Origin of the sequence: Pseudoalteromonas sp. T1lg65, assembly GCF_051930985.1 — a bacterium.
Lineage (GTDB): Bacteria > Pseudomonadota > Gammaproteobacteria > Enterobacterales > Alteromonadaceae > Pseudoalteromonas.
The window spans coordinates 2,412,908-2,438,757 of the sequence record NZ_CP196837.1 but is presented as its reverse complement, the minus strand read 5'-3'; the positions used below and the strand labels follow the sequence as shown (position 1 = coordinate 2,438,757).

At 43.2% G+C, this 25,850-nt stretch carries 18 protein-coding genes, 10 tRNA genes and 4 rRNA genes; 20 read left to right on the top strand and 12 right to left on the bottom strand.

Features of this window, described 5'->3' with window-relative positions; translation table 11 throughout:
- Nucleotides 1-3: 3 nt before the first annotated feature.
- Nucleotides 4-984, bottom strand: coding sequence for an ion channel (locus ACSLBF_RS10740; RefSeq protein WP_440053398.1), 981 nt, complete (start codon nucleotides 982-984; stop codon nucleotides 4-6).
- A gap of 188 nt (nucleotides 985-1,172) precedes the next feature.
- Between ACSLBF_RS10740 and ACSLBF_RS10735 the strand changes: the two genes are divergently transcribed.
- A complete protein-coding gene (locus ACSLBF_RS10735) occupies nucleotides 1,173-1,811 on the top strand; it encodes a M48 family metallopeptidase (RefSeq protein WP_440053397.1) in 639 nt (212 codons plus the stop codon).
- Nucleotides 1,812-1,818: 7 nt separating this feature from the next.
- Here ACSLBF_RS10735 and ACSLBF_RS10730 read toward each other — a convergent pair.
- From ACSLBF_RS10730 to ACSLBF_RS10720, 3 genes are all read right to left on the bottom strand, one after another.
- Nucleotides 1,819-1,903: transfer RNA gene (locus ACSLBF_RS10730), tRNA-Tyr, on the bottom strand.
- Between the two features lie 27 nt (nucleotides 1,904-1,930).
- Nucleotides 1,931-2,015 (bottom strand) — tRNA-Tyr (locus ACSLBF_RS10725).
- Nucleotides 2,016-2,034: 19 nt separating this feature from the next.
- Nucleotides 2,035-2,119: transfer RNA gene (locus tag ACSLBF_RS10720), tRNA-Tyr, on the bottom strand.
- 112 nt (nucleotides 2,120-2,231) lie between these two features.
- On the opposite strand from ACSLBF_RS10720, the gene ACSLBF_RS10715 reads away from it, so the two are divergent.
- Complete coding sequence (locus tag ACSLBF_RS10715; protein ID WP_440053396.1) at nucleotides 2,232-2,753, top strand: VC2046/SO_2500 family protein; 522 nt, start codon at nucleotides 2,232-2,234, stop codon at nucleotides 2,751-2,753.
- Nucleotides 2,754-2,766: 13 nt separating this feature from the next.
- On the opposite strand, the gene ACSLBF_RS10710 is transcribed toward ACSLBF_RS10715, so the two are convergent.
- The 3 genes from ACSLBF_RS10710 to ACSLBF_RS10700 form a co-directional block, all read right to left on the bottom strand.
- The gene (locus ACSLBF_RS10710) at nucleotides 2,767-3,135 is read right to left on the bottom strand and encodes a YchJ family metal-binding protein (protein WP_440056220.1); all 369 of its coding nucleotides are present in this window, start codon (nucleotides 3,133-3,135) and stop codon (nucleotides 2,767-2,769) included.
- Nucleotides 3,136-3,240: 105 nt separating this feature from the next.
- Entirely contained in the window at nucleotides 3,241-3,678 is a 438-nt protein-coding gene (locus tag ACSLBF_RS10705) for a hypothetical protein (RefSeq protein ID WP_440053395.1), read from the bottom strand.
- Nucleotides 3,679-3,875: 197 nt separating this feature from the next.
- On the bottom strand, nucleotides 3,876-4,325 hold the full coding sequence (locus ACSLBF_RS10700) for a sel1 repeat family protein (RefSeq protein WP_440053394.1): 450 nt from the start codon (nucleotides 4,323-4,325) through the stop codon (nucleotides 3,876-3,878).
- A 121-nt stretch (nucleotides 4,326-4,446) separates the two neighbouring features.
- On the opposite strand from ACSLBF_RS10700, the gene ACSLBF_RS10695 reads away from it, so the two are divergent.
- Nucleotides 4,447-5,739: an NCS2 family permease gene (locus ACSLBF_RS10695; protein ID WP_440056219.1), complete on the top strand. Its 1,293-nt coding sequence runs from the start codon at nucleotides 4,447-4,449 to the stop codon at nucleotides 5,737-5,739.
- 24 nt (nucleotides 5,740-5,763) lie between these two features.
- On the opposite strand, the gene ACSLBF_RS10690 is transcribed toward ACSLBF_RS10695, so the two are convergent.
- Nucleotides 5,764-6,525, bottom strand: a complete 762-nt coding sequence (locus ACSLBF_RS10690; protein ID WP_440053393.1) for a hypothetical protein — start codon at nucleotides 6,523-6,525, stop codon at nucleotides 5,764-5,766.
- A gap of 349 nt (nucleotides 6,526-6,874) precedes the next feature.
- On the opposite strand from ACSLBF_RS10690, the gene cysB reads away from it, so the two are divergent.
- On the top strand, nucleotides 6,875-7,852 hold the full coding sequence (gene cysB, locus ACSLBF_RS10685) for an HTH-type transcriptional regulator CysB (protein WP_440053392.1): 978 nt from the start codon (nucleotides 6,875-6,877) through the stop codon (nucleotides 7,850-7,852).
- A gap of 59 nt (nucleotides 7,853-7,911) precedes the next feature.
- On the opposite strand, the gene queC is transcribed toward cysB, so the two are convergent.
- Nucleotides 7,912-8,568 (bottom strand): 7-cyano-7-deazaguanine synthase QueC, encoded by a 657-nt coding sequence (gene queC / locus ACSLBF_RS10680; RefSeq protein WP_440053391.1) that lies wholly within the window; start codon nucleotides 8,566-8,568, stop codon nucleotides 7,912-7,914.
- 123 nt (nucleotides 8,569-8,691) lie between these two features.
- Here queC and queE point away from each other — a divergent pair, with 123 nt between their 5' ends.
- On the top strand, nucleotides 8,692-9,357 hold the full coding sequence (gene queE, locus ACSLBF_RS10675; RefSeq protein ID WP_440053390.1) for a 7-carboxy-7-deazaguanine synthase QueE: 666 nt from the start codon (nucleotides 8,692-8,694) through the stop codon (nucleotides 9,355-9,357).
- A gap of 73 nt (nucleotides 9,358-9,430) precedes the next feature.
- On the opposite strand, the gene ACSLBF_RS10670 is transcribed toward queE, so the two are convergent.
- The 3 genes from ACSLBF_RS10670 to ACSLBF_RS10660 all read right to left on the bottom strand — a co-directional run bounded on the left by ACSLBF_RS10670 (nucleotide 9,431) and on the right by ACSLBF_RS10660 (nucleotide 13,824).
- Nucleotides 9,431-10,303: a substrate-binding periplasmic protein gene (locus ACSLBF_RS10670; protein WP_440056218.1), complete on the bottom strand. Its 873-nt coding sequence runs from the start codon at nucleotides 10,301-10,303 to the stop codon at nucleotides 9,431-9,433.
- 127 nt (nucleotides 10,304-10,430) lie between these two features.
- A complete protein-coding gene (gene cysK, locus ACSLBF_RS10665; RefSeq protein WP_440053389.1) occupies nucleotides 10,431-11,399 on the bottom strand; it encodes a cysteine synthase A in 969 nt (322 codons plus the stop codon).
- Nucleotides 11,400-11,529: 130 nt separating this feature from the next.
- Nucleotides 11,530-13,824 carry a DUF5916 domain-containing protein gene (locus tag ACSLBF_RS10660; protein WP_440053388.1) on the bottom strand — a complete coding sequence of 765 codons (2,295 nt, stop codon included), beginning with the start codon at nucleotides 13,822-13,824 and terminating at the stop codon, nucleotides 11,530-11,532.
- A gap of 207 nt (nucleotides 13,825-14,031) precedes the next feature.
- Between ACSLBF_RS10660 and ACSLBF_RS10655 the strand changes: the two genes are divergently transcribed.
- The 15 genes from ACSLBF_RS10655 to rrf (ACSLBF_RS10585) all read left to right on the top strand — a co-directional run bounded on the left by ACSLBF_RS10655 (nucleotide 14,032) and on the right by rrf (ACSLBF_RS10585) (nucleotide 25,745).
- Nucleotides 14,032-15,180, top strand: a complete 1,149-nt coding sequence (locus tag ACSLBF_RS10655) for a dicarboxylate/amino acid:cation symporter (RefSeq protein ID WP_440053387.1) — start codon at nucleotides 14,032-14,034, stop codon at nucleotides 15,178-15,180.
- A 223-nt stretch (nucleotides 15,181-15,403) separates the two neighbouring features.
- Nucleotides 15,404-16,054 (top strand): UvrY/SirA/GacA family response regulator transcription factor, encoded by a 651-nt coding sequence (gene uvrY, locus ACSLBF_RS10650; protein WP_440053386.1) that lies wholly within the window; start codon nucleotides 15,404-15,406, stop codon nucleotides 16,052-16,054.
- A gap of 12 nt (nucleotides 16,055-16,066) precedes the next feature.
- A complete protein-coding gene (gene uvrC / locus ACSLBF_RS10645; RefSeq protein WP_440053385.1) occupies nucleotides 16,067-17,890 on the top strand; it encodes an excinuclease ABC subunit UvrC in 1,824 nt (607 codons plus the stop codon).
- Between the two features lie 43 nt (nucleotides 17,891-17,933).
- Nucleotides 17,934-18,479, top strand: a complete 546-nt coding sequence (gene pgsA, locus ACSLBF_RS10640; protein WP_440053384.1) for a CDP-diacylglycerol--glycerol-3-phosphate 3-phosphatidyltransferase — start codon at nucleotides 17,934-17,936, stop codon at nucleotides 18,477-18,479.
- Nucleotides 18,480-18,648: 169 nt separating this feature from the next.
- A tRNA-Gly gene (locus ACSLBF_RS10635) sits at nucleotides 18,649-18,724 on the top strand.
- 9 nt (nucleotides 18,725-18,733) lie between these two features.
- Nucleotides 18,734-18,807 (top strand) — tRNA-Cys (locus ACSLBF_RS10630).
- A gap of 34 nt (nucleotides 18,808-18,841) precedes the next feature.
- Nucleotides 18,842-18,928 (top strand) — tRNA-Leu (locus ACSLBF_RS10625).
- Between the two features lie 34 nt (nucleotides 18,929-18,962).
- Nucleotides 18,963-19,038 (top strand) — tRNA-Gly (locus ACSLBF_RS10620).
- Between the two features lie 19 nt (nucleotides 19,039-19,057).
- Nucleotides 19,058-19,144: transfer RNA gene (locus ACSLBF_RS10615), tRNA-Leu, on the top strand.
- Between the two features lie 96 nt (nucleotides 19,145-19,240).
- Nucleotides 19,241-19,316, top strand: a tRNA-Gly gene (locus ACSLBF_RS10610).
- Between the two features lie 9 nt (nucleotides 19,317-19,325).
- Nucleotides 19,326-19,399: transfer RNA gene (locus ACSLBF_RS10605), tRNA-Cys, on the top strand.
- 945 nt (nucleotides 19,400-20,344) lie between these two features.
- A 16S ribosomal RNA gene (locus tag ACSLBF_RS10600) occupies nucleotides 20,345-21,877 on the top strand.
- 397 nt (nucleotides 21,878-22,274) lie between these two features.
- Nucleotides 22,275-25,250: ribosomal RNA gene (locus ACSLBF_RS10595) — 23S ribosomal RNA — on the top strand.
- Between the two features lie 216 nt (nucleotides 25,251-25,466).
- A 5S ribosomal RNA gene (rrf, locus tag ACSLBF_RS10590) occupies nucleotides 25,467-25,581 on the top strand.
- 49 nt (nucleotides 25,582-25,630) lie between these two features.
- Nucleotides 25,631-25,745 (top strand): 5S ribosomal RNA (rrf, locus tag ACSLBF_RS10585).
- The 16S, 23S and 5S rRNA genes sit together here, the layout of an rRNA operon.
- Nucleotides 25,746-25,850: the final 105 nt, after the last annotated feature.

The following is a 25,850-nucleotide window of genomic DNA, read 5'->3' as shown; positions in this document are numbered from 1 at the left end:
GGTTCATCGAGTCATTTGTTTTACAAACACAACAACGAATAACGCGAGAGAGAAGCTGCCAGTGAATGCTTCAATGGCAGCGATAAGCCTCGAAACTCCCAATGGGGTGATGTCGCCGTACCCTAGCGTAGTAAACGTGACAACGCTGAAGTAAAAACTGTTTAGTAAGGCTAAGATGTTGTCCTCGATGCTGTTATTGAAATTGAGATGCAACAACTGGTCTTCGTATGAGACCCCAAATACAAAATAGCAAATCGCACAAAATACGATCATGCCAAGGCTAAACCGGATGACATTTTCAGGCTTTTCTCCATATCCGCAAAGTAAATCAACAAAGCTTGAAATGAGGTGCTTTTTGGAATAACGCGGGTATTGAGCATGGCGCATGCGCAATTCTTTATAAGTGAATTTTCCCGCCATCTCGAACAGGCCTTGGTTTTCTGCTCCTTTTCTCAATAAGCGATAGATTTCCTCTGATTGTTGGAAAAGATCTTCAGCATCTTCCTTCGCTTTATTTTTTCTAGCTTCCATCGCTTGGCTTTCTTGTAGTAGGTGATCACCAAGATGCATGTTATCTATGCGAGTATTATCTAGTTTGATCCCCAGCAAGTTAGTGTTTTCTAGTTTACAGCAGTGCAGACTGGCTTCACGTAAATCAGCTTTCATCAAGGAAGCATTGTTAATTGTGTTATTGAAAAGGTGTGCACCTTTTAGGTTGGTGCGATAAAAATTACTGTAAGAAAGGTCATAACCGCGATGATCATCAAACTTAACAAGGTTTAAGCCTTCAAGGTTTGCTCGTTTTAACTCTAACCCTTGTAGTAAACCACCGCGTTTAGCGTAACGCTCGAGTTTTTGAGTAAGCTCTAGACCACTCTTGTCGAACTTATTGTCATGCCAAAAACAATACCCAGAGCCCATATCAATCTCAGAACACTTATGCCCATCAGGAGAAGTATATTGGCAAATAGGTTTATCTGGCATAGTCGTCTTCTACTTTACTTTTGTTTCTTATAAGCGTAGCAGTAAAATGGAACGCTACAGAGAATTTTGAAAAAATCTATTAATAAATATGGCGTTATAATGAAATAGAGTACTTGCTTGGTATTCAAAGTCGCAGTGGGATAAACTATAGCGGTAAAATTTTCAGGTTGTGTACAGTGAACTACAGTGTGAGAAAAAGTCACCGTCGTAAGAGTGTGGCGATAAAAATTAAGAATAAGCAAGTTCAAGTGTATGCGCCTTATCATGTTTGTGATACTTGGCTGCACGATTGGATTAGGAGTAAATCCAACTGGATCCAAAGTAAATTGACTGAGCAGAGCGTGCTTATTCATCAGCAACCTTTTGTCGACTTCAGAGTATTAGTTTTTGGGATTCACTATAGAATCGAAATTACGCGAACACACACGTCGGTTGATCATCAGCAACCGTGTATTTATTTGGCAAAGAAGTGCAGGAAGATGTTGATGACTGTGCTAAGACAGATCCTGTTAGATTACCTAGAGGTCGCCATTCCTAAATACCAAGAGAGTATGCACAGTAACTACAACACCTTGAAGGTAAGAGAATATAAAAGCCGTTGGGGGAGTTTCTCATCAAAAGGGGTACTGGCGTTTAACACTTTACTGGTTGGGGCACCAAAGTCAGTGGTTGACTATGTGGTTGTCCACGAACTCGCACACTTTCATGTGATGGCACATAATTTACGCTTTTGGAACTTAGTGACCCAATTTTATGGAGACGGATATCAATCCGCACGGGACTATTTAAAGCAATGCGGTGATAAACTGATGATAGAAAAAGAATAATAAGTAGTGGTGGAGGGAGCTGGATTCGAACCAGCGAAGGCAGTGCCGTCAGATTTACAGTCTGATCCCTTTGGCCGCTCGGGAACCCCTCCTAAAGAGAAACTACAATTTCGTATAAGTGGTGGAGGGAGCTGGATTCGAACCAGCGAAGGCAATGCCGTCAGATTTACAGTCTGATCCCTTTGGCCGCTCGGGAACCCCTCCAAATTGTAGGTTGTTGTTGTGGTGGAGGGAGCTGGATTCGAACCAGCGAAGGCAGTGCCGTCAGATTTACAGTCTGATCCCTTTGGCCGCTCGGGAACCCCTCCTAAACAACGGCGGTGATAATAACAAAGTTTTTTCCGAAGTAAAGAAAACCACTAAAGTTTTTATGAAAAATGCCGATAAATCTGTATTGAGATGATAAATCGGTTGGTTTATATGCAGGTTGATGGAGTTTTAATCGATGAGGCGCAGCTAGGCACAGCGTTAAATGTCAGCGTGCATGAAACGCGCTCGGCAGACTTTGCGATGTTGCTGTCTATGCTGTCGCACGATGCTTTGGATTTTAGCCAATTCCATCTCCCTAAATCAGAACAGCCAGAAAAAGACCACTCAGAATCTCAACTAAAGCGTGAATTTGAAATTGGCCCACAAAAACCGTTAGCACCAAAAGAATACAATATGTTAATAGGTCAAAATAATGGCAAATTATTTGCGGCAAGTTCATTAGTCAGTTTGCGTTTACAAGAATGCTTAAACCCAGAGCCTTTTGCTGTTCGAGATGATAAGAAGCATATTCATTTGGAAGTAGTTGAAAACCTTGAACCTGCGGTGAAAAGACGACTCGCTAAAGCTCAGGGAAAACTTGACCTAGTAGCAGATAAACAAATGGATGCTGCTGCGTTTTATGACCAAATCGCAGCTGGAGATATGCAGACAATGCTAAAGGCGAGTGCTTAGGCTAAAAAAGACTCTATTTACCATGACACTTTTTATATTTACTGCCACTGTTGCAGGGGCACATATCATTTCTACTTAACTTCATAACAGGTGTTTCAAATAAAGACCCATTCACATAACGCCACAGGTTATTTTCTTTAATAAAATTTGAGCGCTCATGCAACACATGGTGTTGTCCTTCAGCAATGTAATGCGCCTTAAACTCAACAATTCCAGTGCTTGCGTCATCACTATGATCCAATATCTCTAAATTGATAAAGGTCGCAAAGTCGGCGAAGGATTTTATGTCCGCTTCACTATTTTCAGACTGTTGCTTGTGTGCATATGTTTGAGCAATATAAGCAGCATTTTTCAAACAGTAAGCACTATATCTAGACCTCATTAATTGCAAAGGCGATAGCGGGATTTTTACGTTATTAAGTAGTGGTTCACAACAAGTTGAGAACACCTCACCAGATTTACAATAGCACTTCATACACCCTAAATCTCAAGCACAGTTCATTTCCGGCTGCATTGTACAATCTAGAGGGTTACTGAAACAATGTATTCCTGTTTTACTATTATTGACACTCAGCATTTCTTCAATCGCTTTTGGGCTTGAAATGTTTGTCCAAATAACGACAGAGGCGAAGTTACCATTTTTAATTGCACTTTGTAGCACATATTCCAAATTATAAATATGTTTTTGTCTAATGATCAGCAACTTGCTTGAATCGATATTACTATTTTCCAACATCGCTTTGTTTGGAACGTTATCTGGAGCGATGAGTAATGTCCACCCAAGCTTGGTTTGATCAACATGCAAAATCTTTAGTAGTTCAAGGCTGGCGACAATTTCATCTGCAACGTATACGGTATTAACAATGTTGCTTTTAGTGGCAGCGGTCGAGCTAAATGCTAATCGAGAACTGTTTGTTTGTAACATAATTGCCTCACTGGGTATTTATACAGTAACTGTGTATACAGTAGTTTATACAGTGTTTGTTGGCAAGCATTAAATTGCTATTTTTTTGCACAATCACGTGGAGAGTCGCTGGTAATTACACAAAAAATTCTATTAATAGTTTGAATATATTGGAGTTTTATTAAGTGAAAGGGGCACCCAACGGCGATGGTTGAGTGCTAGTTATTCAGATACTTAAGGGAATGTATCTGCTCATATAGCGTTGCGGCGTAACATTGAGCATCTTGAAATCTTTTTGTGGTAATACATTGACGAACTTTTAACAGCATTTCTTTAGCGCCGCTATGGCCTTGACTCGCAGCCAGAGAAAGCCAAGCTGCTGCATGAAATGGACTAGGTGGCACACCTTGACCTTTCATAAACAACAGGCCTAGAAAAAATTGTGCTTTTAAATCGCCTGACATGGCGCCTAGTCGAAGCCATTTTGCAGCCAGAGGAAACGACTGCTCTTTCAAATAATAAAGGCCTTTTTTAACCGCTTGATTATTGTCTTTTGGGTCAGGCAATCTCGCATCACTATTTGGCGGTGCAGTGACAAAATCTAGAACATTCAATAGTTGTTGTTCTAAATCATGGGATGATGAATTGTCTTGGTGACTTTGATCCATATATTCAATCGCAACAGTCTAGGTAACTTGATTGTAGCCGATTTTTAACTATTTTGTCCGTGATTTAAAGTATTTCGTGTTAAAATCCAACTACTTGTTCCTTGTACACTCTATGCCAATTATGCTCGAAAAGTTATTTTCACTTAGTGCGATGAAAACTAATATCAGAACAGAAGTCATTGCAGGTTTAACCACTTTTGTAACAATGGTTTATATCATCTTCGTCAATCCAGCTATGCTTGCGGAAGCTGGCATGGATCATGGTGCTGCGTTTGTCGCGACTTGTATCGCTGCGGCAATTGGATGTTTCATTATGGGCTTTTGGGCAAATTACCCGTTGGCATTAGCGCCAGGAATGGGGCTGAATGCGTTTTTTACCTATGGTGTGGTACTCGGCATGGGGTATAGCTGGCAAAGCGCCCTGGGGGCTGTGTTTATGTCTGGTTGTCTATTTCTACTGCTTAGTATTTTTAAAATTAGAGAGTGGGTGATCCAAGCCATTCCTCTAGTGCTGAAAAGAGCAATTGCTACAGGTATAGGAGCATTTTTAGCCTTGATTGCGTTAAAAAATGCGAAAATAATAGTGACAAGCCCCGCGACCTTAGTGCAGCTTGGTGATATCACCGCAGCAGGTCCATTATTGGCGATTCTTAGCTTTTTTATCATTGCTGCTCTGATGTACCGAGATGTAAAAAGCGGAGTGCTGATCAGCATCTTGGTAGTAACCTCACTCGCATGGCTTTTTGACCTTGTTGAATTTCAAGGGATCGTATCTGCACCACCGAGTATTGCACCTACATTAATGCAGCTTGACTTTAGTGGGGTATTTGAGCTCTCTATGCTGAGTGTCGTGTTTGCTTTTCTATTTGTTGATTTGTTTGATACCAGTGGAACACTTGTAGCGGTCACGCAAAAGGCCGGATTATCAGACGACAAAGGTAATATGCCTAGATTAGGTCGAGCTTTATCAGCAGATAGCTCAGCAACCATAGCGGGAGCGATGTTGGGCACATCTACCACGACTTCCTATATTGAATCGGTGTCAGGTGTGTCTGTCGGTGGTAAGACGGGTTTGACTGCGGTGGTAGTCGGAGTTTGTTTTTTGATGATGATTTTTTTCGCTCCGTTGGCTCAAATGGTGCCCGCTTACGCGACAGCTGGTGCGATTTTGTATGTGTCCGTATTGATGCTGCAAAACCTAAAGTTAGTTGAGTGGGATGAGATGAGTGATGCGATACCCGTTAGTGTGGTATTACTCATGACGCCACTGACATTTTCTATCGCACATGGTATTGCGTTAGGTTTTATCGCTTATACAGCGGTCAAAGTGATCTGTAACAAAGCTAACGAAATCAGTATTAGTGTTTGGGTGCTGACATTGTTATTTGTAGCTAAATTTGCCTTTTCAGCTTAGTACGGTAAGCGAAGAAAAAGTGGCTTACCACTTTTTCTTCGGTGCAAATAGCACATCGAGATCGTCCTGTTCTTGCTCTGCTTTTTTCTTGATTGCTGATGCGTTAGATGCTCTGAGCTCATTACTTATTTCTTGCAAATAAGTTTCCAATTCCGCTTTCTTTTGTTGAGTGTATTCATCAGAGTAAGTTACGCTACAAATCGTGGCATAGGCTTTCTCAAAATACTGTCTGGCAGAACCCACCATATTTGCGGTCCTCGCTGACACCCCGCGTTTGATTTGGCTTTCGACGTTTATTCTCAGTTGTAAACGTTCTAACTTTTTATCCTCAGCAACGAATATTTGAGTGTCTACTTTTCCTTTGCTGTGCTCAGAACGTACAAGTTGTCTTAATTTTTTAATCCCTTGCACTAACGAGATAAGTTGTTTGTCGTTGTCAGGAAGTACCAGAGTTTCAGACTCAGGAGATCGCTCAATCGGATTGTTCATTCGCTCTTGCGATTCATGTAATCGATTTTTGAGTTCTCTGGAGGTTGGTGACAGCTCAACCATCACAGCAAGGGCATCATGAACACGACGCTGAATGATTCGGATCATGATCTCAGACATCGGGATATTTGAGCTGTTAAGAATGACATCTTCAGCATCTTCGATGATTTTTTTCTGTTTGGCGAGCTCTTTGCGTCTTTCGGCTTCTTGTTTTTCTTTATGCTGTTGCACAGCACTGACCCAGACCGCTATGACGATCAATGCGACAATCAACATTATTATTATAGCGACAAACATACTCAATCTCTTTATTGACAGCTAACAACAACTTTTATCTTACATGAAATCATCGCATTCTGAATAGGTTTAACGTTTCGACCCGTAAAAAATTCAAAGAATTCATTATTTTTTATTATAGCTGAGTTGTTAATAGTCGCGTAGTTTGAATACAAATCGAAAGGTTCAGCTTAAACCGTTGTCGTTTTTTAACACATAATGTTAGGGGTGCTACCTCATTGCCTATAAATGTGCTAGCCTACAGAATGGTAAAATATGCAGTGTGGCTGACTCTCTCGCCCAATTAATTGGTGGCCGTTCTGACTTGAAGTTCAGTACTCAATAACGAGACTATAAGAATAAAAGCAATATGAAATTACAACAATTGAGATATATCGTTGAGGTGTTAAATCACAACCTCAATGTTTCAGCAACAGCGGAAAGCTTGTACACATCACAGCCAGGTATTTCCAAACAAGTGCGCATGCTAGAGGATGAACTTGGAGTACAAATTTTCGGTCGTAGCGGAAAACATCTGACACACGTTACCAGCGCTGGCAATGAAGTAATTACTATCGCGAGAGAAATCCTGTCTAAAGTCGAAGGAATCAAAGCGGTTGCCAACGAGCATACGCAGCCCGATCAAGGTAAGCTAAATATTGCAACCACACATACACAAGCGCGTTATGCACTTCCTCCTGTTATCCAAGGGTTCATGAATAAATATCCGGCTGTATCATTGCATATGCATCAAGGTACGCCACAGCAAATATCAGATGCTGCGGCAAGAGGGGACGCTGACTTTGCAATTGCAACAGAAGCGTTACACCTGTACAGCGACTTAGTTATGCTACCTTGCTACCATTGGAACAGAAGCATCGTTGTCACCAAAGATCACCCATTAGCGCAAAAGGGTAAAGCGATTACGGTACCTGACGTTGCTAAGTATCCATTGATCACTTACGTTTTTGGGTTTACTGGTCGCTCAGAGCTAGATAAGGCCTTTAACGCACATGGTTTGGAACCTCATATTGTGTTTACTGCAACTGATGCTGACGTAATTAAGACTTATGTGCGGTTAGGGTTAGGTGTTGGAGTGCTAGCTTCGATGGCTTTGGATTCAGTATCTGACTCTGATTTGGTTTGTATTGATGCAAGTCACCTATTTGAAGCAAGTACAACCAAAATAGGTTTCAGAAAAGGCAGTTTCTTGCGTGGCTATATGTATGATTTTATTGAGCGCTTTGCACCGCACTTGACTAAAGATGTTGTAGAAAAAGCAAGTCTACTCAGGAACCAAGAAGATATTGACGCTTTGTTTGAGTGCGTTGAGCTGCCAGTGAAATAAATCAACATTTAAGGATTGTAAAGGAGGCATTAGCCTCCTTTTTGCTTAGTTTGGTAGTATTACTCGTATTCCAGTGGATCTGTGGCGTTATTCAGCGCAAATGCTTCGAGTCGTTCTTGGCAAGCACCACACTTACCACAAGCTTTTTCTCGACCATTATAGCAAGTCCATGTTTGGCTGTAGTCCAATCCCATGTTTAACCCATCTGTCAGAATGTCAATTTTGCTGCTATTAAGATACGGACAAACGATTTCAATTTCTTCGTAATTGGCGATTCTACATACATCGTCCATCTTTTTAACGAATTCGGGGCGACAGTCTGGGTAAATTGCATGGTCACCAGAGTGAGCACCGTAATAAACCTTGTTTGCTTTAAGAGATACCGCATACCCAACGGCAAGAGAAAGCAATATCATATTGCGGTTTGGCACGACGGTACTTTTCATGCTCTCTTCTTCGTAATGTCCCTCTGGAACATCTATATCATCGGTGAGGCTGGAGCCACCGATCAGTTGATTAATTGCAGATATATCGACAATTTTGTGTTCTACACCGAGAGACTCACATACTGAAGCGGCTACTTTTAATTCCTTTACATGTCGTTGGCCATAGTTAAAAGACAGCGCATAGACTTCACACCCTGCGGCTAAGGCTTTATTTAAAACGGTAAAAGAATCCATACCGCCAGAATATATAACGACAACTTTTTCACTCATATGCGCTCAAACTCGATTTTAATAGAGGTTTAGTTCAGGGCGCGATATACTACACGGCTGCTGCGTGAATGACAATTTTCCTGCGCTATTTTTCGACGAAACTATCAATTTAATGGGGCTGTTTTGTACAAAGTTAATGAAATTTTTGAAACGATCCAGGGCGAGGCAAGTTTTACTGGCACACCGTCAATTTTTTTACGCCTGCAAGGTTGTCCTGTTGGTTGCGCTTGGTGCGACACAAAACAAACATGGCATGCCAAAGACACCTACATCGTTTCACTAGATAGTGTTGTTGAAAAAAAAGCCGATTCAGAAAGCTGGGCTAACGTCAGCGCTGAGCAAATTTTATCGGAATTTAACAAGCGCGGATATCAAGCAAAGCATGTAGTAATTACAGGGGGAGAGCCATGTATGTATGATCTTATTCCGCTCTGTGAGACTCTTCATCAAGCTGGCTTCACCACTCAGATTGAGACGAGTGGCACGTTCGAAATCAAAGCGCCTGAAGAGACTTGGGTTACGGTGTCACCCAAGATTAATATGCGGGGTGGCTACCAAGTACTTAGCTCAGCCATGCAAAGGGCAAATGAAATTAAACACCCTGTGGCAATTCAAAAACATGTTGAAGAACTTGAAGAATTACTTCAAGCAACAGAAACCTCGGACAAATTGGTTTATTTGCAACCGATCAGCCAAAAGGCCAGAGCGACTAAATTAGCCATAGACACTTGTAAGGCAAAAAACTGGCGATTATCCGTGCAGGTACATAAGTATATTGGTATTAACTAAGCTTGGCTGCGGATAAGCGAATTGGCCCGGTAAAACTGCTTATTTCGCACCTTTGGTTAGTTGTACGCTGCGGTTAGAAGCATTCACTGCTGCCCATTTCAATCATACGTTGCGTTTCACCACGGTTGTCAAATTGATACAACCCTCTGTTAATGGCCTGCAACAGTGAGCGCCAAGTCTTTTTGGCTTTGCTTAAAGCGAAGTATAAATGGTTGTATTTTAAAGGAACTTTTACGGTTTCAATGCTCCGCAGCAATTCTACTTTTTCAGCTTTAGATAAAGAGGAGTAGTTGACAGTAAATCTTAATACTTTGGGGTCGCCAATAATTAGATTAACGCGTTTCCCAACCAACAGTTTAACTAGCTGCAAATCATCAACGGCCTCGATAGTGACAAACTCATTGTTGTCCATCATTGCATCAAACTCGGGAGTATTCTGATACCCTCTTACAACGCCAATCACTTCGTCTTTTATTGAACTCAAATTACCATCAAATCGTTCTGCCTCACCGCGTCGTTTCATAAAACCGATTTCACCGCCCGGAAACGCATTGGACAGTGCCAGTAGTTCTCTTCTTGTTGTACCAGGAACGTAATCGGATGGCGCTGAGTCTTCTATATAATATTCAGGGAATAGGATATCTGCTTTGCCTGTCTCGATTGCACGAACTGCTCGTGCCCAAGGTAAAAACTCGACATAAACTGGGAATCCTTGATCTGCAAGCAAGGCCACTGCAAATTGAAAAACCCATCCCTTATTGCAGAGTTGCTCTCCAATATACGGAGGCCAGTCTAGAGTGACCATGTGTACCAAGGGCTTATCTGCCTGCTTATTATAAAGGTATCCGCCTTCGTATTGCTCACCTTGCACGAGGTGATATTTTCCATCCTTAAAATAGCCAACGTTAAGACTATCAGCGGCGCAAAACCAAGCTGTAAGCAACATTGACAGGCAAACCAGTACTCTTGTTATCATGTTGTTATCGTTGTGGGGAGCGATAGTTAGAAGTGTAGTGTAGGGTAAGAGGAAATGAAAGAGGAACAGGGCGGTAAAAATACCGCCCGAGGATATTTTATTGCACTAGTTCTTGATCTGAGAATACTTCAGCAAACAAAGGACTTGATAAGTATCTTTCTGCTGCACTTGGCAGAATAACAACGATATTTTTATCTGCATTTTCAGGTTTTTCTGCAATACGTTTTGCAGCAACAACAGCAGCGCCAGAAGATATACCCACTAGGATACCTTCGTCACGCATGAGCTGATGTGCCATCGCAATCGCGTCTTCATTTGAAACAAGTTCAGTACCGTCAATGAGTTCTAGCTCTAAGTTGCCGGGGATAAAGCCTGCGCCGATACCTTGGATCTTATGCGGACCAGGTTTTACTTCTTCTCCGGCAAGAGTTTGCGTGATCACAGGAGAATCAACAGGCTCGACAGCAATCGATTTTACGTTCAGGCCTTTTTCCTTTTTCAGGTAGCGGCTAACCCCAGTAATAGTACCACCAGTGCCAACACCAGCGATGAAGTAGTCTACTTTGCCATCTAATGCATCGAAAATCTCAGGGCCCGTAGTTTCGAAATGGATTTTCGGGTTTGCTGGATTTTCAAACTGTTGTAGTAATACGTATTTTTCAGGGTTACTTGCCTGAATTTCATTCGCTTTTTCGATGGCGCCTTTCATACCTTTAGCACCATCGGTCAACACAAGGTTTGCACCTAGCGCTTTAAGCAGTTTACGACGCTCAAGACTCATCGTATTTGGCATCGTGAGTGTTAGTTTATAACCGCGAGATGCTGCGACAAACGCTAGGGCGATACCTGTATTACCCGAAGTTGGCTCAATTAACTCTTTATCTTCACTCAGTAGGCCCGCTTTTTCAGCTTCCCAGATCATAGATGCACCGATACGGCATTTAACACTGAAACTCGGGTTGCGAGCTTCAACTTTCGCGAATACATTTCCGCCAGTCACTCGGTTTAATTTAACCAACGGCGTGTTACCTATGGTTAGGCTGTTGTCTGCAAATACTTTAGTCATGGTGTTCCCTTAGATAAACTAGGTTCTTAATAGTTGACACTTTACTGCGCTTATTACAAAAAAGAAGTAAAGAATGGCTATAAGATATATCAATTATGCTTATAGCCAGTAGTTATTTAAAACTTTGTTTTTACATCAACCAGGCATAACTAACTTTCATGAAGAAAGTCTTTTCATTCTTTTTCAGCGCTGCTAACTCGTCATCTTGATATCCTCGGTCAGAATAACCAGCAAAGAAGACGGTTTGTGGATTTAGCTTGTAAGAGTATAGTAGTTGTAAGCCTAAACTTTTGTAGCGTGAATCAACCTCATCTAAATAATTATCTGGGTTTCTTTCAATATTTGTATGTATGACTGCCAACCGCAGATAGCTGTTGATATCAAACTGGTACGTTAGTCTCAAATCAGATAGATTCGCGGTGTAAACATCTGCGCCCTCAGCTTCTAATTTTTCATAGGTATGTACCAGTTTGAACTCAAAGTGTTTACCTAAATTGAGCTTAATTGAAGGTCTGGCGTAGCGCATTTGAGCAATCCGGTTATTTGCCAGATCGACTCGGTTTCCCTTGCGTAAGTTGAGTGCTGCAAACACGCCTGATATTGGTTTAATTTCCATATAGGTCCACAGAGTATTTTCACTAAACAGCTCGGTGTTTCCATCGATATCAAATCGAGTTTCATCAATTCTCAGACCGGTTCGCTTGCGGTGCTCCAATCCAACATCAATAAAGCTTTGTAGTGGACCGTTAATGTTAAAGTTTGTTTGGATCTCTTTTTCTAATAATTCACCGTTTTCATTATGTGTAATATCCCAGTCAGTGTACCAACGTGCTCGATTCCACCATTGTGATTTTTCTCCATACCAACGGTATTCAAATCCAGTGAGAAATTTATTGAAATCCACTTGGGACATAAATCCCATGTCAGCTCTTAGCGCTTCATCTTTTCTTAAATAGCTAGTAAACGCACGCCAGTGTTTTTGATTATGCGAATAATTAATGTAATAACCAAGTCCGCGTTGATCATGTTCTAGTGTTCTTAAAGCGGCTTCATTCAATTCACAATCGCTAATTTCTCCATCACAAAACTCTTGGGTGAAAGCTGAGTCATATTGCGTATCGGAAGCCACTACCTGTAATAGTAGTGTGTCGTTAGCGGTTGGTTGGTACTTTGTATCTGCGCTAACGACTTGGTTGTGGTAGTCATCGCTTTGCTTGCGAGTTGTCGTTGCGCCAAAAGATAGAGTGTCATCAAAGTCATTACGATAGCGTAGCGCTAAGTTTTCGCTCTTTCTATCCAGCGACACAACGTCAGAGCCTAAGTTACCAGGTATGAGTACATTGGTTTTCTCGTCATTGGCAATGAACCCTGCAAATGTATGACCATTTTTATTGCTGGTGACTTTCACACCATAGTCAGGGGCTGCGATGTTTCTGGTGTGGATCAGATTCATGTGAGAATCAAAATACTCTGCATTATCTAGGAAAAAAGCTCTTTTTTCTGGAAAAAATAAGCTAAAGCTATCATTAACGTTTAATTGTCCAGTATCGGCTTCGACTTGAGAAAAGTCGGGATTAAGCGTTGCATTTAGCGTTGTATCTTGGGTAATTGCCCATTTGATATCAACGCCGGGCTCGACATTTTTCTCTTGTTGCCAAGGTTCTGCTATTCCATTTTCAAAATCTCTGGTTTCCACTTGATTGGCGACCAATGTGGGGATCACAGTAAAGTGTTTCCCTTGCTTGGCATTTTCGAAGCCCCGATAGTTTGGCATTTGGCAAATCCAACAACTATTGGCATGATCCAGTTGCATATTAGATATGCGTAATCTTTCATTGCGTGGATAAAAACGTAAGAACTCCATCGCCATGGTTTTGATACCATTGGTGTCGTTAAAATTTAGTACTCGTAAAGGCAGCTCTACTTCAACCACATAGCCGTCGTTGTTTACTTTACCAACGCTATCCCAGATGCCATTCCATGAGGCGTTTTCACTTTGAGTCAATTGATTTTCAATAGAGTCTTGCTGCACACCGAAAGGATTAATAAAAAACTGATAGGCACTGCGCCCGGAATTATAGGTATCAATTTTGAACCCAACTAAGTCATCTTCCCAGTTTTTGTCTCGGTCACGGAAAAATGCACGGATAAGTTCAGGGTTAGGGTCTTTGGCATCAAAAGCGATAAACAGTGACTCGCCATTTTCATAGACATAGGCTGTCGTTTTGACTGGACTTGGATGATTTTCATGAGGCCAGTTGACGTTGTTAATGTCTATTTGTAAGGCTCGCTGCCAAACGTCTTCATTGATTTTTCCATCAACCTTTGCTGGTGTTGCAATAAATGGAATCGTATCAGCTGCGATAACGTAATTGGAAAGGGAAACTGCCAAACAACCTGCTGCAAATGTAATACTTCTTAACATGAATATTTATAAAAATGCTTATTTGTAAATGTATTAGACATTATTCATTCGCTGTGAACAATTTAATATCGTTAACTAACAATTAATTACGTTCAACGCCGGAAAGGAATAAAGGTTGTGTTCCGAAGCGTTGTACTCATAAGTTGGCAATAGGCCTGTAAAACGTGTTAAAAAAGGCGCCTTATTTTAGGAATTGGGAATTATTCTATGTCGCTTATTTTGAAGTTGGTGGCAGGTATCTTGTTCGGGATGCTCGCGGGATTATATCTGCCATTAGTCATGGTAGAACTACTTTACACTGCAAAAGTCGTGATTGGTCAACTTATTAGTTTTACCATTCCACTAATTATATTGTTTTTTATTGCTTCAGGCATTGCGGGATTGCCAAAAGGTTCTGGCAATCTGTTGGGTAAAACTGTCGGCTTTGCCTATGGTTCAACGATTGTAGCAGGCACGTTAGCGTATCTTTTAGTTAACTTGTTTATACCGCTTTTTGATGGTGGCGTTACGTATCAGGCAAATCAAAGTAACGAGCTAAAAGGGTTTATAGATATAGAAATTCCACCACTTATGGGGGTAATGACTGCATTAGCAACGGCATTTATTTTCGGGATTGGCATTAGCCAAGGTCAGTTATCTGCGCTGAAAAATGTGACAGACCAAGCTCGCGATGTTATTGACGCACTATTAGCGAAAGTGATTATTCCAGCACTACCAATTTATATTGCGGGTGTGTTTGCTGAAATGGCCGTCGCTGGCACGGTTGCAGATACTTTGAGCACTTTCGGGATTGTCCTGGTTGCGGCAGTAATAATGCATTGGTTATGGTTAACTTTACTATTTGTTGGTAGTGGTGTGTTACTGAAAAGAAACCCGCTAGCGTTGATTAAAAATATGCTACCAGCCTATTTTACCGCCATCGGAACCATGTCTAGTGCCGCGACTATTCCTGTGTCACTGCGTTCAAGTAAAGCCAATGGTGTAAAAGAAGAAGTTGCAAACTTTTCTGTCCCACTGTGTGCAACCATTCATTTATCAGGCTCAACTATTACGATTGTGACTTGTGCGATAGCAGTCATGTTACTCTCTCCAGCAATGAGTGTTCCGTCAATCACACAGATCTTACCCTTTATTTTTATGCTTGGAGTCGTGATGATTGCAGCACCGGGTGCGCCGGGTGGGGCAGTGATGTCGGCGCTAGGTCTACTGACTAGCATGCTTGGGTTTGATGAAGGTGCTGTCGCGCTAATGATTGCACTCTATCTTGCGCAAGATAGTTTTGGCACAGCATGTAATGTCACTGGTGATGGAGTGATTGCATTGTGGGTAGATAAGTTTTCTACCACGAAGGAGTAGCAGTTAAAGAGGGAGTACCACGCTCCCACTGAGTTTTTCTTAGCCATATCCTAGGTTGTTGATAGTTGGAATAGATTTATTGCTTTTCAACTATCCTCCTTTTGTATTAAATTGTTGTTTTTATCCCATTCTTAGCGTTATGCTTTTGAGAAATATGTGGTAACCTCCAAGTTATAGAAGTTTGTATCTTCTTGTAACCAAGATATGCATAGAGGGTGTGCTGTTGATTAATGTGCTTTTAGTTGATGATCATGAACTTGTAAGAACAGGTATTAAACGCATTTTGGATGACGTGCGTGGCTTTAAAGTGATCGGAGAAGCTAAAACAGGTGAAGAAGCGGTGGCATTTTGCCGACAGGAAGAGCCAGATATTGTTCTTATGGATATGAACATGCCGGGGATAGGTGGTTTAGAGGCTACAAAGCGCATTTGCCGTTATTGTCCTGATGTCAAAGTAATTGTATTGACCGTACACTGTGAAGACCCGTTTCCAAGTAAAGTGATGCAAATAGGTGCCCATGGCTATCTTACAAAAGGCGCGGGACCTGATGAAGTTATCAATGCCATACGTTCAGTCAATGCTGGACAACGTTATATAGCGCCAGAAATCGCGCAACAAATTGCCCTAGCACAGTTTAGTGGTAGAAATGATGAAAACCCTTTCCAAACCTTGTCTGAACGTGAACTCCAGATAATGTTAATGATCACCAAAGGGGAAAAAGCGCAAGATATCGCTGATCGTTTGAACCTAAGCTCAAAAACGGTAAACAGTTATCGCTATCGGATGTTTGAGAAATTAAATGTCAGTGGTGATGTTGAACTTACCCATTTGGCAATTCGCCATAAGATGATCGATATCGACAGTAGTCACTAGTCTGTTTTTTCGATGTCTGCTTTTGATCACAAGCTGTTCTTAAAAACCTTGTCGAGCGAACCGGGTGTTTATCGGATGTACGATATACAAAACCAGGTTATTTATGTCGGCAAGGCTAAAAATCTCAAAAAGCGGGTTTCTAGCTACTTCCGTAAAAATATCACGGACAGTAAAACCCGAGTTCTTGTTAGTAATATAAATAGTATTGAAGTTACTCTGACCAATACTGAAACAGAAGCGCTTTTATTAGAAAATAACCTGATCAAAAAGTACCAGCCTAGGTACAATATTCTATTGAGGGATGATAAAAGTTATCCTTATATATTCTTGAGTGATCACCAACACCCCAGACTTTCTTTTCACCGTGGTAGCAGAAAAGCCAAAGGAGAATACTTTGGGCCTTTTCCGAGTAGTGCTGCGGTATCTGATAGCTTACGCTTAATGCAGAAAATTTTCCCTGTACGTCAATGTGAAGACGCCTATTATCGAGCTCGGAGTCGTCCTTGTTTACAGTACCAACTGAAAAGGTGCTCAGCTCCTTGTGTGGGTAAGGTTTCAGAAGAAGAATATAAAGAACAGGTAGCGCTGGTAAGACAGTTTTTAACGGGCCGCTCTCAAGAGGTGATTGCTCGCCTTGTCGAAAAAATGGAATGTGCCAGTCAAACGCTTGACTTTGAGAGGGCAGCCAAGCATCGAGACCAAATAGCCTTACTAAGACAAATGCAAGAGCAGCAATCCGTAGCGGGTAACTTTGCTGAGCTTGATGTGATTGGTTATGAACAAAGAAATGGCATTGTTGCTGTCCATGTATTGATGGTGCGAGAGCACAAAATATTAGGAACCAAGACCCATTTTCCTAAAGTGCCAAAAGATTCCGATAAAGATGAAGTGCTGACATCCTTTTTGGGTCAGTATTATATTTCCTCAGGTAATCAGTCCCGAATTGCAAAAGAAATCATACTGCCATTTTCTTTGCCTGAAACTGAAGTGCTCGAGCAGGCCTTAAGTGAAGTTGCACAGCGTAAAGTTCAGTTTAAATCTAATGTAAGGGCTGAGCGTGCGCAATACCTAGCGCTTGCAAATAAAAATGCACAGAACAGTTTGGAAGTAAAGCAAAGTGCTCAAGATTCCGTGACCAAGAGGGTCGCGACATTGAAAGAGGCATTGGGTTTGAACGACATAAACCGCATGGAATGTTTTGATATCAGTCACACGATGGGTGAGAACACGGTAGCGTCATGTGTTGTATTTGATAACCAAGGCCCGAACAATAAAGAATATCGCCGCTTTAATGTTACAGGAATAACACCTGGGGACGATTATGCGGCAATGGCTTTTGCGCTCAACAAACGCTACGGTAAAATGACAGACGTAGAAAAAGTACCAGACATCATTTTTATTGATGGTGGTAAAGGCCAATTGGGAAAAGCTGAAGCTTTCTTTGCTGATTGGAAATTGGAAAAACTGCCGATGCTGATTGGTGTAGCAAAAGGAACAAGTCGCAAACCAGGACTTGAAACGTTGCTCATTGACGGTGGTAGAAAAACCATCAATTTATCTAGTGACTCGCCCGCACTTCATCTGATCCAACACATTAGAGATGAATCTCACCGTTTTGCCATTGCAGGACATCGCAATAAACGTCAAAAACAACGAACTCAATCTTTGCTGGAAGAAATCGAAGGAGTGGGGCAGAAACGTCGCCAAGCATTGTTGAAATATTTGGGAGGTATGCAGGGCGTAAAGTCTGCCAATGTACATCAATTGAAACAAGTTCCAGGGATCAGCCCTGACATGGCTGAGAAGATATTTAACCATTTGCATGACAAAGCTTGATCAATCGTGCGAACATAGAAAAAAAGACAATATACTAGTAGTTATGTGGAATATTCCAAATGCGCTTACCATCTTTAGATTGCTACTGATCCCAGTTTTTGCAATCGTGTTTTATTTACCATATTCGTGGGCGTTTTTCGCTGCAGCGTTCATCTTCTGGCTAGCCTCAATCACAGACATTCTCGATGGCTACCTCGCTCGAAAACTTGATCAGTCAACGCCGTTTGGGGCATTCCTTGACCCAGTTGCTGATAAAGTCATGGTGAGTGTTGCTTTAGTTATCTTGGCAACGTTTTATCAAAATGCATTTATTACGCTTTCGGCGCTAATCATCATTAGTAGAGAAATCGTCATTTCTGCTTTAAGAGAGTGGATGGCTGAGCAGGGCAAGCGAGGTCATGTTGCAGTCTCTTGGCTAGGGAAATTTAAAACTGCCGCTCAAATGTTGGCGATAATCGGTCTTATATGGCAATTCGCACCTTGGATGATTCAACTAAGTTATGGACTTTTGGGTATCGCAACGTTACTTACTTTGGTGTCGATGTTGCAATATTTATATGCTGCCAGAACCGAATTGATAGATTCTTGAGCATATGTGGCTAATATAAAACCGCTTTAGATAAATTTTGAGCAAACGATTAAAAACATTCATTTTTTATATTGACGCCCTCAAGAAGTTCTGTAGAATGCGTCCGTGTTGAGAGGGCAGTATGTCATTTAAATGAAATTTTAAATGATGCCTTTTATCAAAATGGAATGCGAGTATAGCTCAGCTGGTAGAGCGCAACCTTGCCAAGGTTGAGGTCACGAGTTCGAACCTCGTTACTCGCTCCAAATTTTGATGGCGGAATGGCAGAGTGGCCATGCAGCGGATTGCAAATCCGTCTACCTCGGTTCGACTCCGGGTTCCGCCTCCATTTCTCAACACTCCACATGCGAAAGCAACCCGAAGCCCGGGTGGTGGAATTGGTAGACACAAGGGATTTAAAATCCCTCGCTGGTAACAGCGTGCCGGTTCAAGTCCGGCCCCGGGCACCATTTCGGAATTTAGAAGTAAATACTTCATCGGAACGCGAGTATAGCTCAGCTGGTAGAGCGCAACCTTGCCAAGGTTGAGGTCACGAGTTCGAACCTCGTTACTCGCTCCAATTGCTTTCAACACCCGATGCCCGGGTGGTGGAATTGGTAGACACAAGGGATTTAAAATCCCTCGCTGGTAACAGCGTGCCGGTTCAAGTCCGGCCCCGGGCACCATTGACATTGTCAAATCTTAATGCGAATATACCCCGGCTTAAAAGATAATTTTATTTCAACTATCTAATAAGCATAGGTTTATCCTGCAAATGGAACGCGAGTATAGCTCAGCTGGTAGAGCGCAACCTTGCCAAGGTTGAGGTCACGAGTTCGAACCTCGTTACTCGCTCCAAATTTTGATGGCGGAATGGCAGAGTGGCTATGCAGCGGATTGCAAATCCGTCCACCTCGGTTCGACTCCGGGTTCCGCCTCCAATATATTATCAAAATATCTCCCCCGTAAAATCAACTCGTTTTATTTTCTCACATTCTTGATAGCTTTTATAAGTTTGGTTTAGATCTTTGATCTCATAACCCTGCAGCCAAGTTCTTCTACTATTCAGGTTTTCTTGCTTCAAAATAGGCCTCTTAGTTAAGCTGATTGGTATTAGTGACTTATTTAGTGGGTGTCTCGCCATCTAATAGATTATGCATTATTTGTATTGATATTTTTGCATGCCATATAGGAAGCTATAAATAGTATCAAAAGTGCGTGGTACATTTCCTTAAATAGCATCAGCGCGTTCTAGATACGAAAATCTGCAGAAAAGAAATTTATATACTTAATATCTGTTGCTTTAGAAAGTGATGGGTTGTTTAGTATACAGCAAACTTACTTGTTTAATGGGGTTTGTATGCTTTTTGCTCGAACGCTCCGTTTTTACAACTTTTCTTAAAAAAACGCTTGCACTGAAATCGAATCTCCCTATAATGCGCATCCACTGACACGGGGCAGCACGCTGAAAAGCAAGTGAGCAACGAGTTGGTTGAGTCAAATAAGACTTGAAGTTGAGCTTCTAAAAAGAAATTCAAAACAAGCATTGACAACAAATTGGGAATGTTTAAAATGCACATCCCTCGAAACAACAAAGTGTTTCGAACCGTTCTTTAACAATATGAAGCAATCATCTGTGTGGGCACTCGTACAGATTGAGTTCTAACAGCAGATTCTAGTTCGCTAGATGATGCAAACAAATTTAGAGTCTCAATTGAACTGAGTGACCATAAGTTATTAAAAGATTCAGCCTTGAGCTGTTTTGATTTCACTTTTTTAAAAGTGAAAATAATAACGCACAGTCAATTCGATACCGAAAGGTATCAAAATCAGAATTCAATGAGCGCCGTTCTTCACTCTTTATAGGGTGAGAACAAAAAAACTTTTAATTGAAGAGTTTGATCATGGCTCAGATTGAACGCTGGCGGCAGGCCTAACACATGCAAGTCGAGCGGTAACATTTCTAGCTTGCTAGAAGATGACGAGCGGCGGACGGGTGAGTAATGCTTGGGAACATGCCTTGAGGTGGGGGACAACCATTGGAAACGATGGCTAATACCGCATGATGTCTACGGACCAAAGGGGGCTTCGGCTCTCGCCTTTAGATTGGCCCAAGTGGGATTAGCTAGTTGGTGAGGTAAAGGCTCACCAAGGCGACGATCCCTAGCTGGTTTGAGAGGATGATCAGCCACACTGGAACTGAGACACGGTCCAGACTCCTACGGGAGGCAGCAGTGGGGAATATTGCACAATGGGCGCAAGCCTGATGCAGCCATGCCGCGTGTGTGAAGAAGGCCTTCGGGTTGTAAAGCACTTTCAGTCAGGAGGAAAGGTTAGTAGTTAATACCTGCTAGCTGTGACGTTACTGACAGAAGAAGCACCGGCTAACTCCGTGCCAGCAGCCGCGGTAATACGGAGGGTGCGAGCGTTAATCGGAATTACTGGGCGTAAAGCGTACGCAGGCGGTTTGTTAAGCGAGATGTGAAAGCCCCGGGCTTAACCTGGGAACTGCATTTCGAACTGGCAAACTAGAGTGTGATAGAGGGTGGTAGAATTTCAGGTGTAGCGGTGAAATGCGTAGAGATCTGAAGGAATACCGATGGCGAAGGCAGCCACCTGGGTCAACACTGACGCTCATGTACGAAAGCGTGGGGAGCAAACAGGATTAGATACCCTGGTAGTCCACGCCGTAAACGATGTCTACTAGGAGCTGGGGTCTTCGGACAACTTTTCCAAAGCTAACGCATTAAGTAGACCGCCTGGGGAGTACGGCCGCAAGGTTAAAACTCAAATGAATTGACGGGGGCCCGCACAAGCGGTGGAGCATGTGGTTTAATTCGATGCAACGCGAAGAACCTTACCTACACTTGACATCCAGAGAACTTTCTAGAGATAGATTGGTGCCTTCGGGAACTCTGAGACAGGTGCTGCATGGCTGTCGTCAGCTCGTGTTGTGAGATGTTGGGTTAAGTCCCGCAACGAGCGCAACCCCTATCCTTAGTTGCCAGCGATTCGGTCGGGAACTCTAAGGAGACTGCCGGTGATAAACCGGAGGAAGGTGGGGACGACGTCAAGTCATCATGGCCCTTACGTGTAGGGCTACACACGTGCTACAATGGCAGGTACAGAGAGCAGCGAGCTAGCGATAGTGAGCGAATCCCTTAAAGCCTGTCGTAGTCCGGATTGGAGTCTGCAACTCGACTCCATGAAGTCGGAATCGCTAGTAATCGCGGATCAGAATGCCGCGGTGAATACGTTCCCGGGCCTTGTACACACCGCCCGTCACACCATGGGAGTGGGTTGCTCCAGAAGTGGATAGTCTAACCTTCGGGGGGACGTTCACCACGGAGTGATTCATGACTGGGGTGAAGTCGTAACAAGGTAGCCCTAGGGGAACCTGGGGCTGGATCACCTCCTTATACGATTTAGAACTTATTTGTTCGAAGTGTCCACACAGATGATTGTTGGTAGGCCTGATGGCTTACTGATATATGCTCTTTAAAAATTTGGAAAAGCTGATAATTAAATTCTGATAGATAACTGATGTTATTTATCGAGTTTTCGAAAGAAAATGCCAATTAATCATTTCGATGATTAATTAGCGTCTACTTTAGTATTCAATATTAACTTCTGGCGAAGTTAAATCAGTCTTTGATAATACAATGTCAAACTGGACATTTTTCAATGATTTTGAGTTTTAGGCAAGGCGCTTGATATTTTTATCGCCGGGAGCAACCGTCTGGTTGTGACCAAGTAAAAATAACAAGGAACGCAGCATAAAGTTCAAAAACGAAGAAAAACCATTTTGGGTTGTATGGTTAAGTGACTAAGCGTACACGGTGGATGCCTTGGCAGTTGGAGGCGATGAAGGACGTACTAACTTGCGATAAGCCTAGTTGAGCCAGTAAGAGGCACTTGAGACTAGGATTTCCGAATGGGGAAACCCGGCCCTTTGGGTCATCGTTAACTGAATACATAGGTTAACGAAGCGAACGCGGAGAACTGAAACATCTAAGTACCCGTAGGAAAAGAAATCAACCGAGATTCCGAAAGTAGCGGCGAGCGAAATCGGACCAGCCCTTAAGCTTTAATGTAGTTAGTGGAACATTCTGGAAAGTATGACGAAACAGGGTGATAGTCCCGTACACGACAACTTATTTAAAGTGAAATCGAGTAGGTCGGAGCACGTGAAACTTTGACTGAATATGGGGGGACCATCCTCCAAGGCTAAATACTCCCAACTGACCGATAGTGAACCAGTACCGTGAGGGAAAGGCGAAAAGAACCCCTGTGAGGGGAGTGAAATAGAACCTGAAACCGTGTACGTACAAGCAGTAGGAGCCTACTTGTTGGGTGACTGCGTACCTTTTGTATAATGGGTCAGCGACTTATATTCTGTAGCGAGGTTAACCATTTAGGGGAGCCGTAGCGAAAGCGAGTCTTAACTGGGCGCTTAAGTTGCAGGGTATAGACCCGAAACCCGGTGATCTAGCCATGGGCAGGTTGAAGGTTGAGTAACATCAACTGGAGGACCGAACCCACTAACGTTGAAAAGTTAGGGGATGACCTGTGGCTAGGAGTGAAAGGCTAATCAAACCGGGAGATAGCTGGTTCTCCCCGAAATCTATTTAGGTAGAGCCTCGGACGAATACTTACGGGGGTAGAGCACTGTTAAGGCTAGGGGGTCATCCCGACTTACCAACCCTTTGCAAACTCCGAATACCGTAAAGTACTATCCGGGAGACACACGGCGGGTGCTAACGTCCGTCGTGGAGAGGGAAACAACCCAGACCGTCAGCTAAGGTCCCAAAGTGTATGTTAAGTGGGAAACGATGTGGGAAGGCTAAAACAGCTAGGAGGTTGGCTTAGAAGCAGCCACCCTTTAAAGAAAGCGTAATAGCTCACTAGTCGAGTCGGCCTGCGCGGAAGATGTAACGGGGCTAAACATACCACCGAAGCTACGGCTGCGAATATACCACCCAAACTATTTTAAGATTAACGTTGACGCACGAAGTGCCCAACGGTCAAGCGACCAACACGTTGAGTTGTAAGAGATAGTTTCGGGGTATATTCGCGGGGTAGGGGAGCGTTCTGTAAGTGGCTGAAGGTGTGCCGGGAGGCATGCTGGACATATCAGAAGTGCGAATGCTGACATGAGTAACGACAAGAGGAGTGAAAAACTCCTCCGCCGGAAGACCAAGGGTTCCTATCCCATGTTAATCAGGGTAGGGTGAGTCGACCCCTAAGGCGAGGCTGAAGAGCGTAGTCGATGGGAAACGGGTTAATATTCCCGTACTCGGTATGAATGCGATGGGGGGACGGAGCAGGCTAGGCAAGCATGGCGTTGGTTGTCCATGTGAAAGGCTGTAGGCTGGTGACTTAGGAAAATCCGGGTCGCTAAGGCTGAGAGTCGAGACGAGTCACTAAGGTGGCGAAGTTGTTGATGCCCTACTTCCAGGAAAAGCCTCTAAGCTTCAGTTCATACTGAATCGTACCCTAAACCGACACAGGTGGTCAGGTAGAGAATACTAAGGCGCTTGAGAGAACTCGGGTGAAGGAACTAGGCAAAATTGTACCGTAACTTCGGGAGAAGGTACGCTCTTGTTTGTGAAGGACTTGCTCCGTAAGCAGACGAGAGCCGCAGTGACCAGGTGGCTGGGACTGTTTATTAAAAACACAGCACTGTGCAAAATCGTAAGATGACGTATACGGTGTGACACCTGCCCGGTGCCGGAAGGTTAATTGATGGGGTTAGCGTATGCGAAGCTCTTGATCGAAGCCCCGGTAAACGGCGGCCGTAACTATAACGGTCCTAAGGTAGCGAAATTCCTTGTCGGGTAAGTTCCGACCTGCACGAATGGTGTAACCATGGCCACGCTGTCTCCACCCGAGACTCAGTGAAATTGAAATCGCAGTGAAGATGCTGTGTACCCGCGGCTAGACGGAAAGACCCCGTGAACCTTTACTACAGCTTGGCACTGAACATTGACCCTACATGTGTAGGATAGGTGGGAGGCTTTGAAGCAGAGACGCTAGTTTCTGTGGAGCCGACCTTGAAATACCACCCTTGTAGTGTTGATGTTCTAACTTAGGCCCCTAATCGGGGTTGAGGACAGTGCCTGGTGGGTAGTTTGACTGGGGCGGTCTCCTCCCAAAGAGTAACGGAGGAGCACGAAGGTTTGCTAAGTACGGTCGGACATCGTACGGTTAGTGTAATGGTAGAAGCAAGCTTAACTGCGAGACAGACACGTCGAGCAGGTACGAAAGTAGGTCATAGTGATCCGGTGGTTCTGAATGGAAGGGCCATCGCTCAACGGATAAAAGGTACTCCGGGGATAACAGGCTGATACCGCCCAAGAGTTCATATCGACGGCGGTGTTTGGCACCTCGATGTCGGCTCATCACATCCTGGGGCTGAAGTCGGTCCCAAGGGTATGGCTGTTCGCCATTTAAAGTGGTACGCGAGCTGGGTTTAGAACGTCGTGAGACAGTTCGGTCCCTATCTGCCGTGGGCGTTTGAGAATTGAGAGGGGCTGCTCCTAGTACGAGAGGACCGGAGTGGACGAACCGCTGGTGTTCGGGTTGTGATGCCAATTGCATTGCCCGGTAGCTACGTTCGGAATCGATAACCGCTGAAAGCATCTAAGCGGGAAGCGAGCCTCGAGATGAGTTCTCACTTGGAGTTCGACTCCACTAAAGGGCCGTTGAAGACTACAACGTTGATAGGCGAGATGTGGAAGTGGTGTGAGCCATTAAGCTAACTCGTACTAATTACCCGTGAGGCTTAACCATACAACGCCAAAGTGGTTTAAGCGACAGAAGTTAATGAAACTGAAGTAGACGAAGAATTTATTTAAGCTTTCCAGATTTATTCCTGCGATTAAAACGCAGGATAATTAAGAATTAAACAAGGTGACCAACCTCAGCGACATCGCGAAATCGGTTCACCTTGCGCAAATGGAATGCTCGTGCGATGCACGATGTCATTAGACATTTGCACCCAGTTTTCCTGGTGAACATAGCGTTTTGGAACCACCTGACCCCATGCCGAACTCAGAAGTGAAACAAAACAGCGTCGATGATAGTGTGGCAGCTGCCATGTGAAAGTAGAACATCGCCAGGGCCTTATTTAATAAAATATAAAAATCAGAACAATTATTTATCCAGTTTTTCCTGGTGAACATAGCGTTTTGGAACCACCTGACCCCATGCCGAACTCAGAAGTGAAACAAAACAGCGTCGATGATAGTGTGGCAGCTGCCATGTGAAAGTAGAACATCGCCAGGGCCCTATAAGAGAAACCCGTTGCAGTAATGCGACGGGTTTTTGCTTTATGTCTTTAGCAAACTTGACCATGTTGGAAGGCGCTTCGCTTTTCCAACCTACCAAAAT

What these genes read in the sequence shown, in the direction of transcription:
- ACSLBF_RS10660 (WP_440053388.1), bottom strand. Translation starts at nt 13,824, where the DNA reads ATGTTAAGAAGTATTACATTTGCAGCAGGTTGTTTGGCAGTTTCCCTT.
- ACSLBF_RS10655 (WP_440053387.1), top strand. Translation starts at nt 14,032, where the DNA reads ATGTCGCTTATTTTGAAGTTGGTGGCAGGTATCTTGTTCGGGATGCTC.
- ACSLBF_RS10670 (WP_440056218.1), bottom strand. Translation starts at nt 10,303, where the DNA reads ATGTTGCTTACAGCTTGGTTTTGCGCCGCTGATAGTCTTAACGTTGGC.
- ACSLBF_RS10695 (WP_440056219.1), top strand. Translation starts at nt 4,447, where the DNA reads ATGCTCGAAAAGTTATTTTCACTTAGTGCGATGAAAACTAATATCAGA.
- pgsA (WP_440053384.1), top strand. Translation starts at nt 17,934, where the DNA reads ATGTGGAATATTCCAAATGCGCTTACCATCTTTAGATTGCTACTGATC.
- ACSLBF_RS10705 (WP_440053395.1), bottom strand. Translation starts at nt 3,678, where the DNA reads ATGTTACAAACAAACAGTTCTCGATTAGCATTTAGCTCGACCGCTGCC.
- ACSLBF_RS10740 (WP_440053398.1), bottom strand. Translation starts at nt 984, where the DNA reads ATGCCAGATAAACCTATTTGCCAATATACTTCTCCTGATGGGCATAAG.
- ACSLBF_RS10690 (WP_440053393.1), bottom strand. Translation starts at nt 6,525, where the DNA reads ATGTTTGTCGCTATAATAATAATGTTGATTGTCGCATTGATCGTCATA.
- queC (WP_440053391.1), bottom strand. Translation starts at nt 8,568, where the DNA reads ATGAGTGAAAAAGTTGTCGTTATATATTCTGGCGGTATGGATTCTTTT.
- uvrC (WP_440053385.1), top strand. Translation starts at nt 16,067, where the DNA reads ATGTCTGCTTTTGATCACAAGCTGTTCTTAAAAACCTTGTCGAGCGAA.
- cysK (WP_440053389.1), bottom strand. Translation starts at nt 11,399, where the DNA reads ATGACTAAAGTATTTGCAGACAACAGCCTAACCATAGGTAACACGCCG.
- ACSLBF_RS10710 (WP_440056220.1), bottom strand. Translation starts at nt 3,135, where the DNA reads ATGAGGTCTAGATATAGTGCTTACTGTTTGAAAAATGCTGCTTATATT.
- cysB (WP_440053392.1), top strand. Translation starts at nt 6,875, where the DNA reads ATGAAATTACAACAATTGAGATATATCGTTGAGGTGTTAAATCACAAC.
- ACSLBF_RS10700 (WP_440053394.1), bottom strand. Translation starts at nt 4,325, where the DNA reads ATGGATCAAAGTCACCAAGACAATTCATCATCCCATGATTTAGAACAA.
- ACSLBF_RS10715 (WP_440053396.1), top strand. Translation starts at nt 2,232, where the DNA reads ATGCAGGTTGATGGAGTTTTAATCGATGAGGCGCAGCTAGGCACAGCG.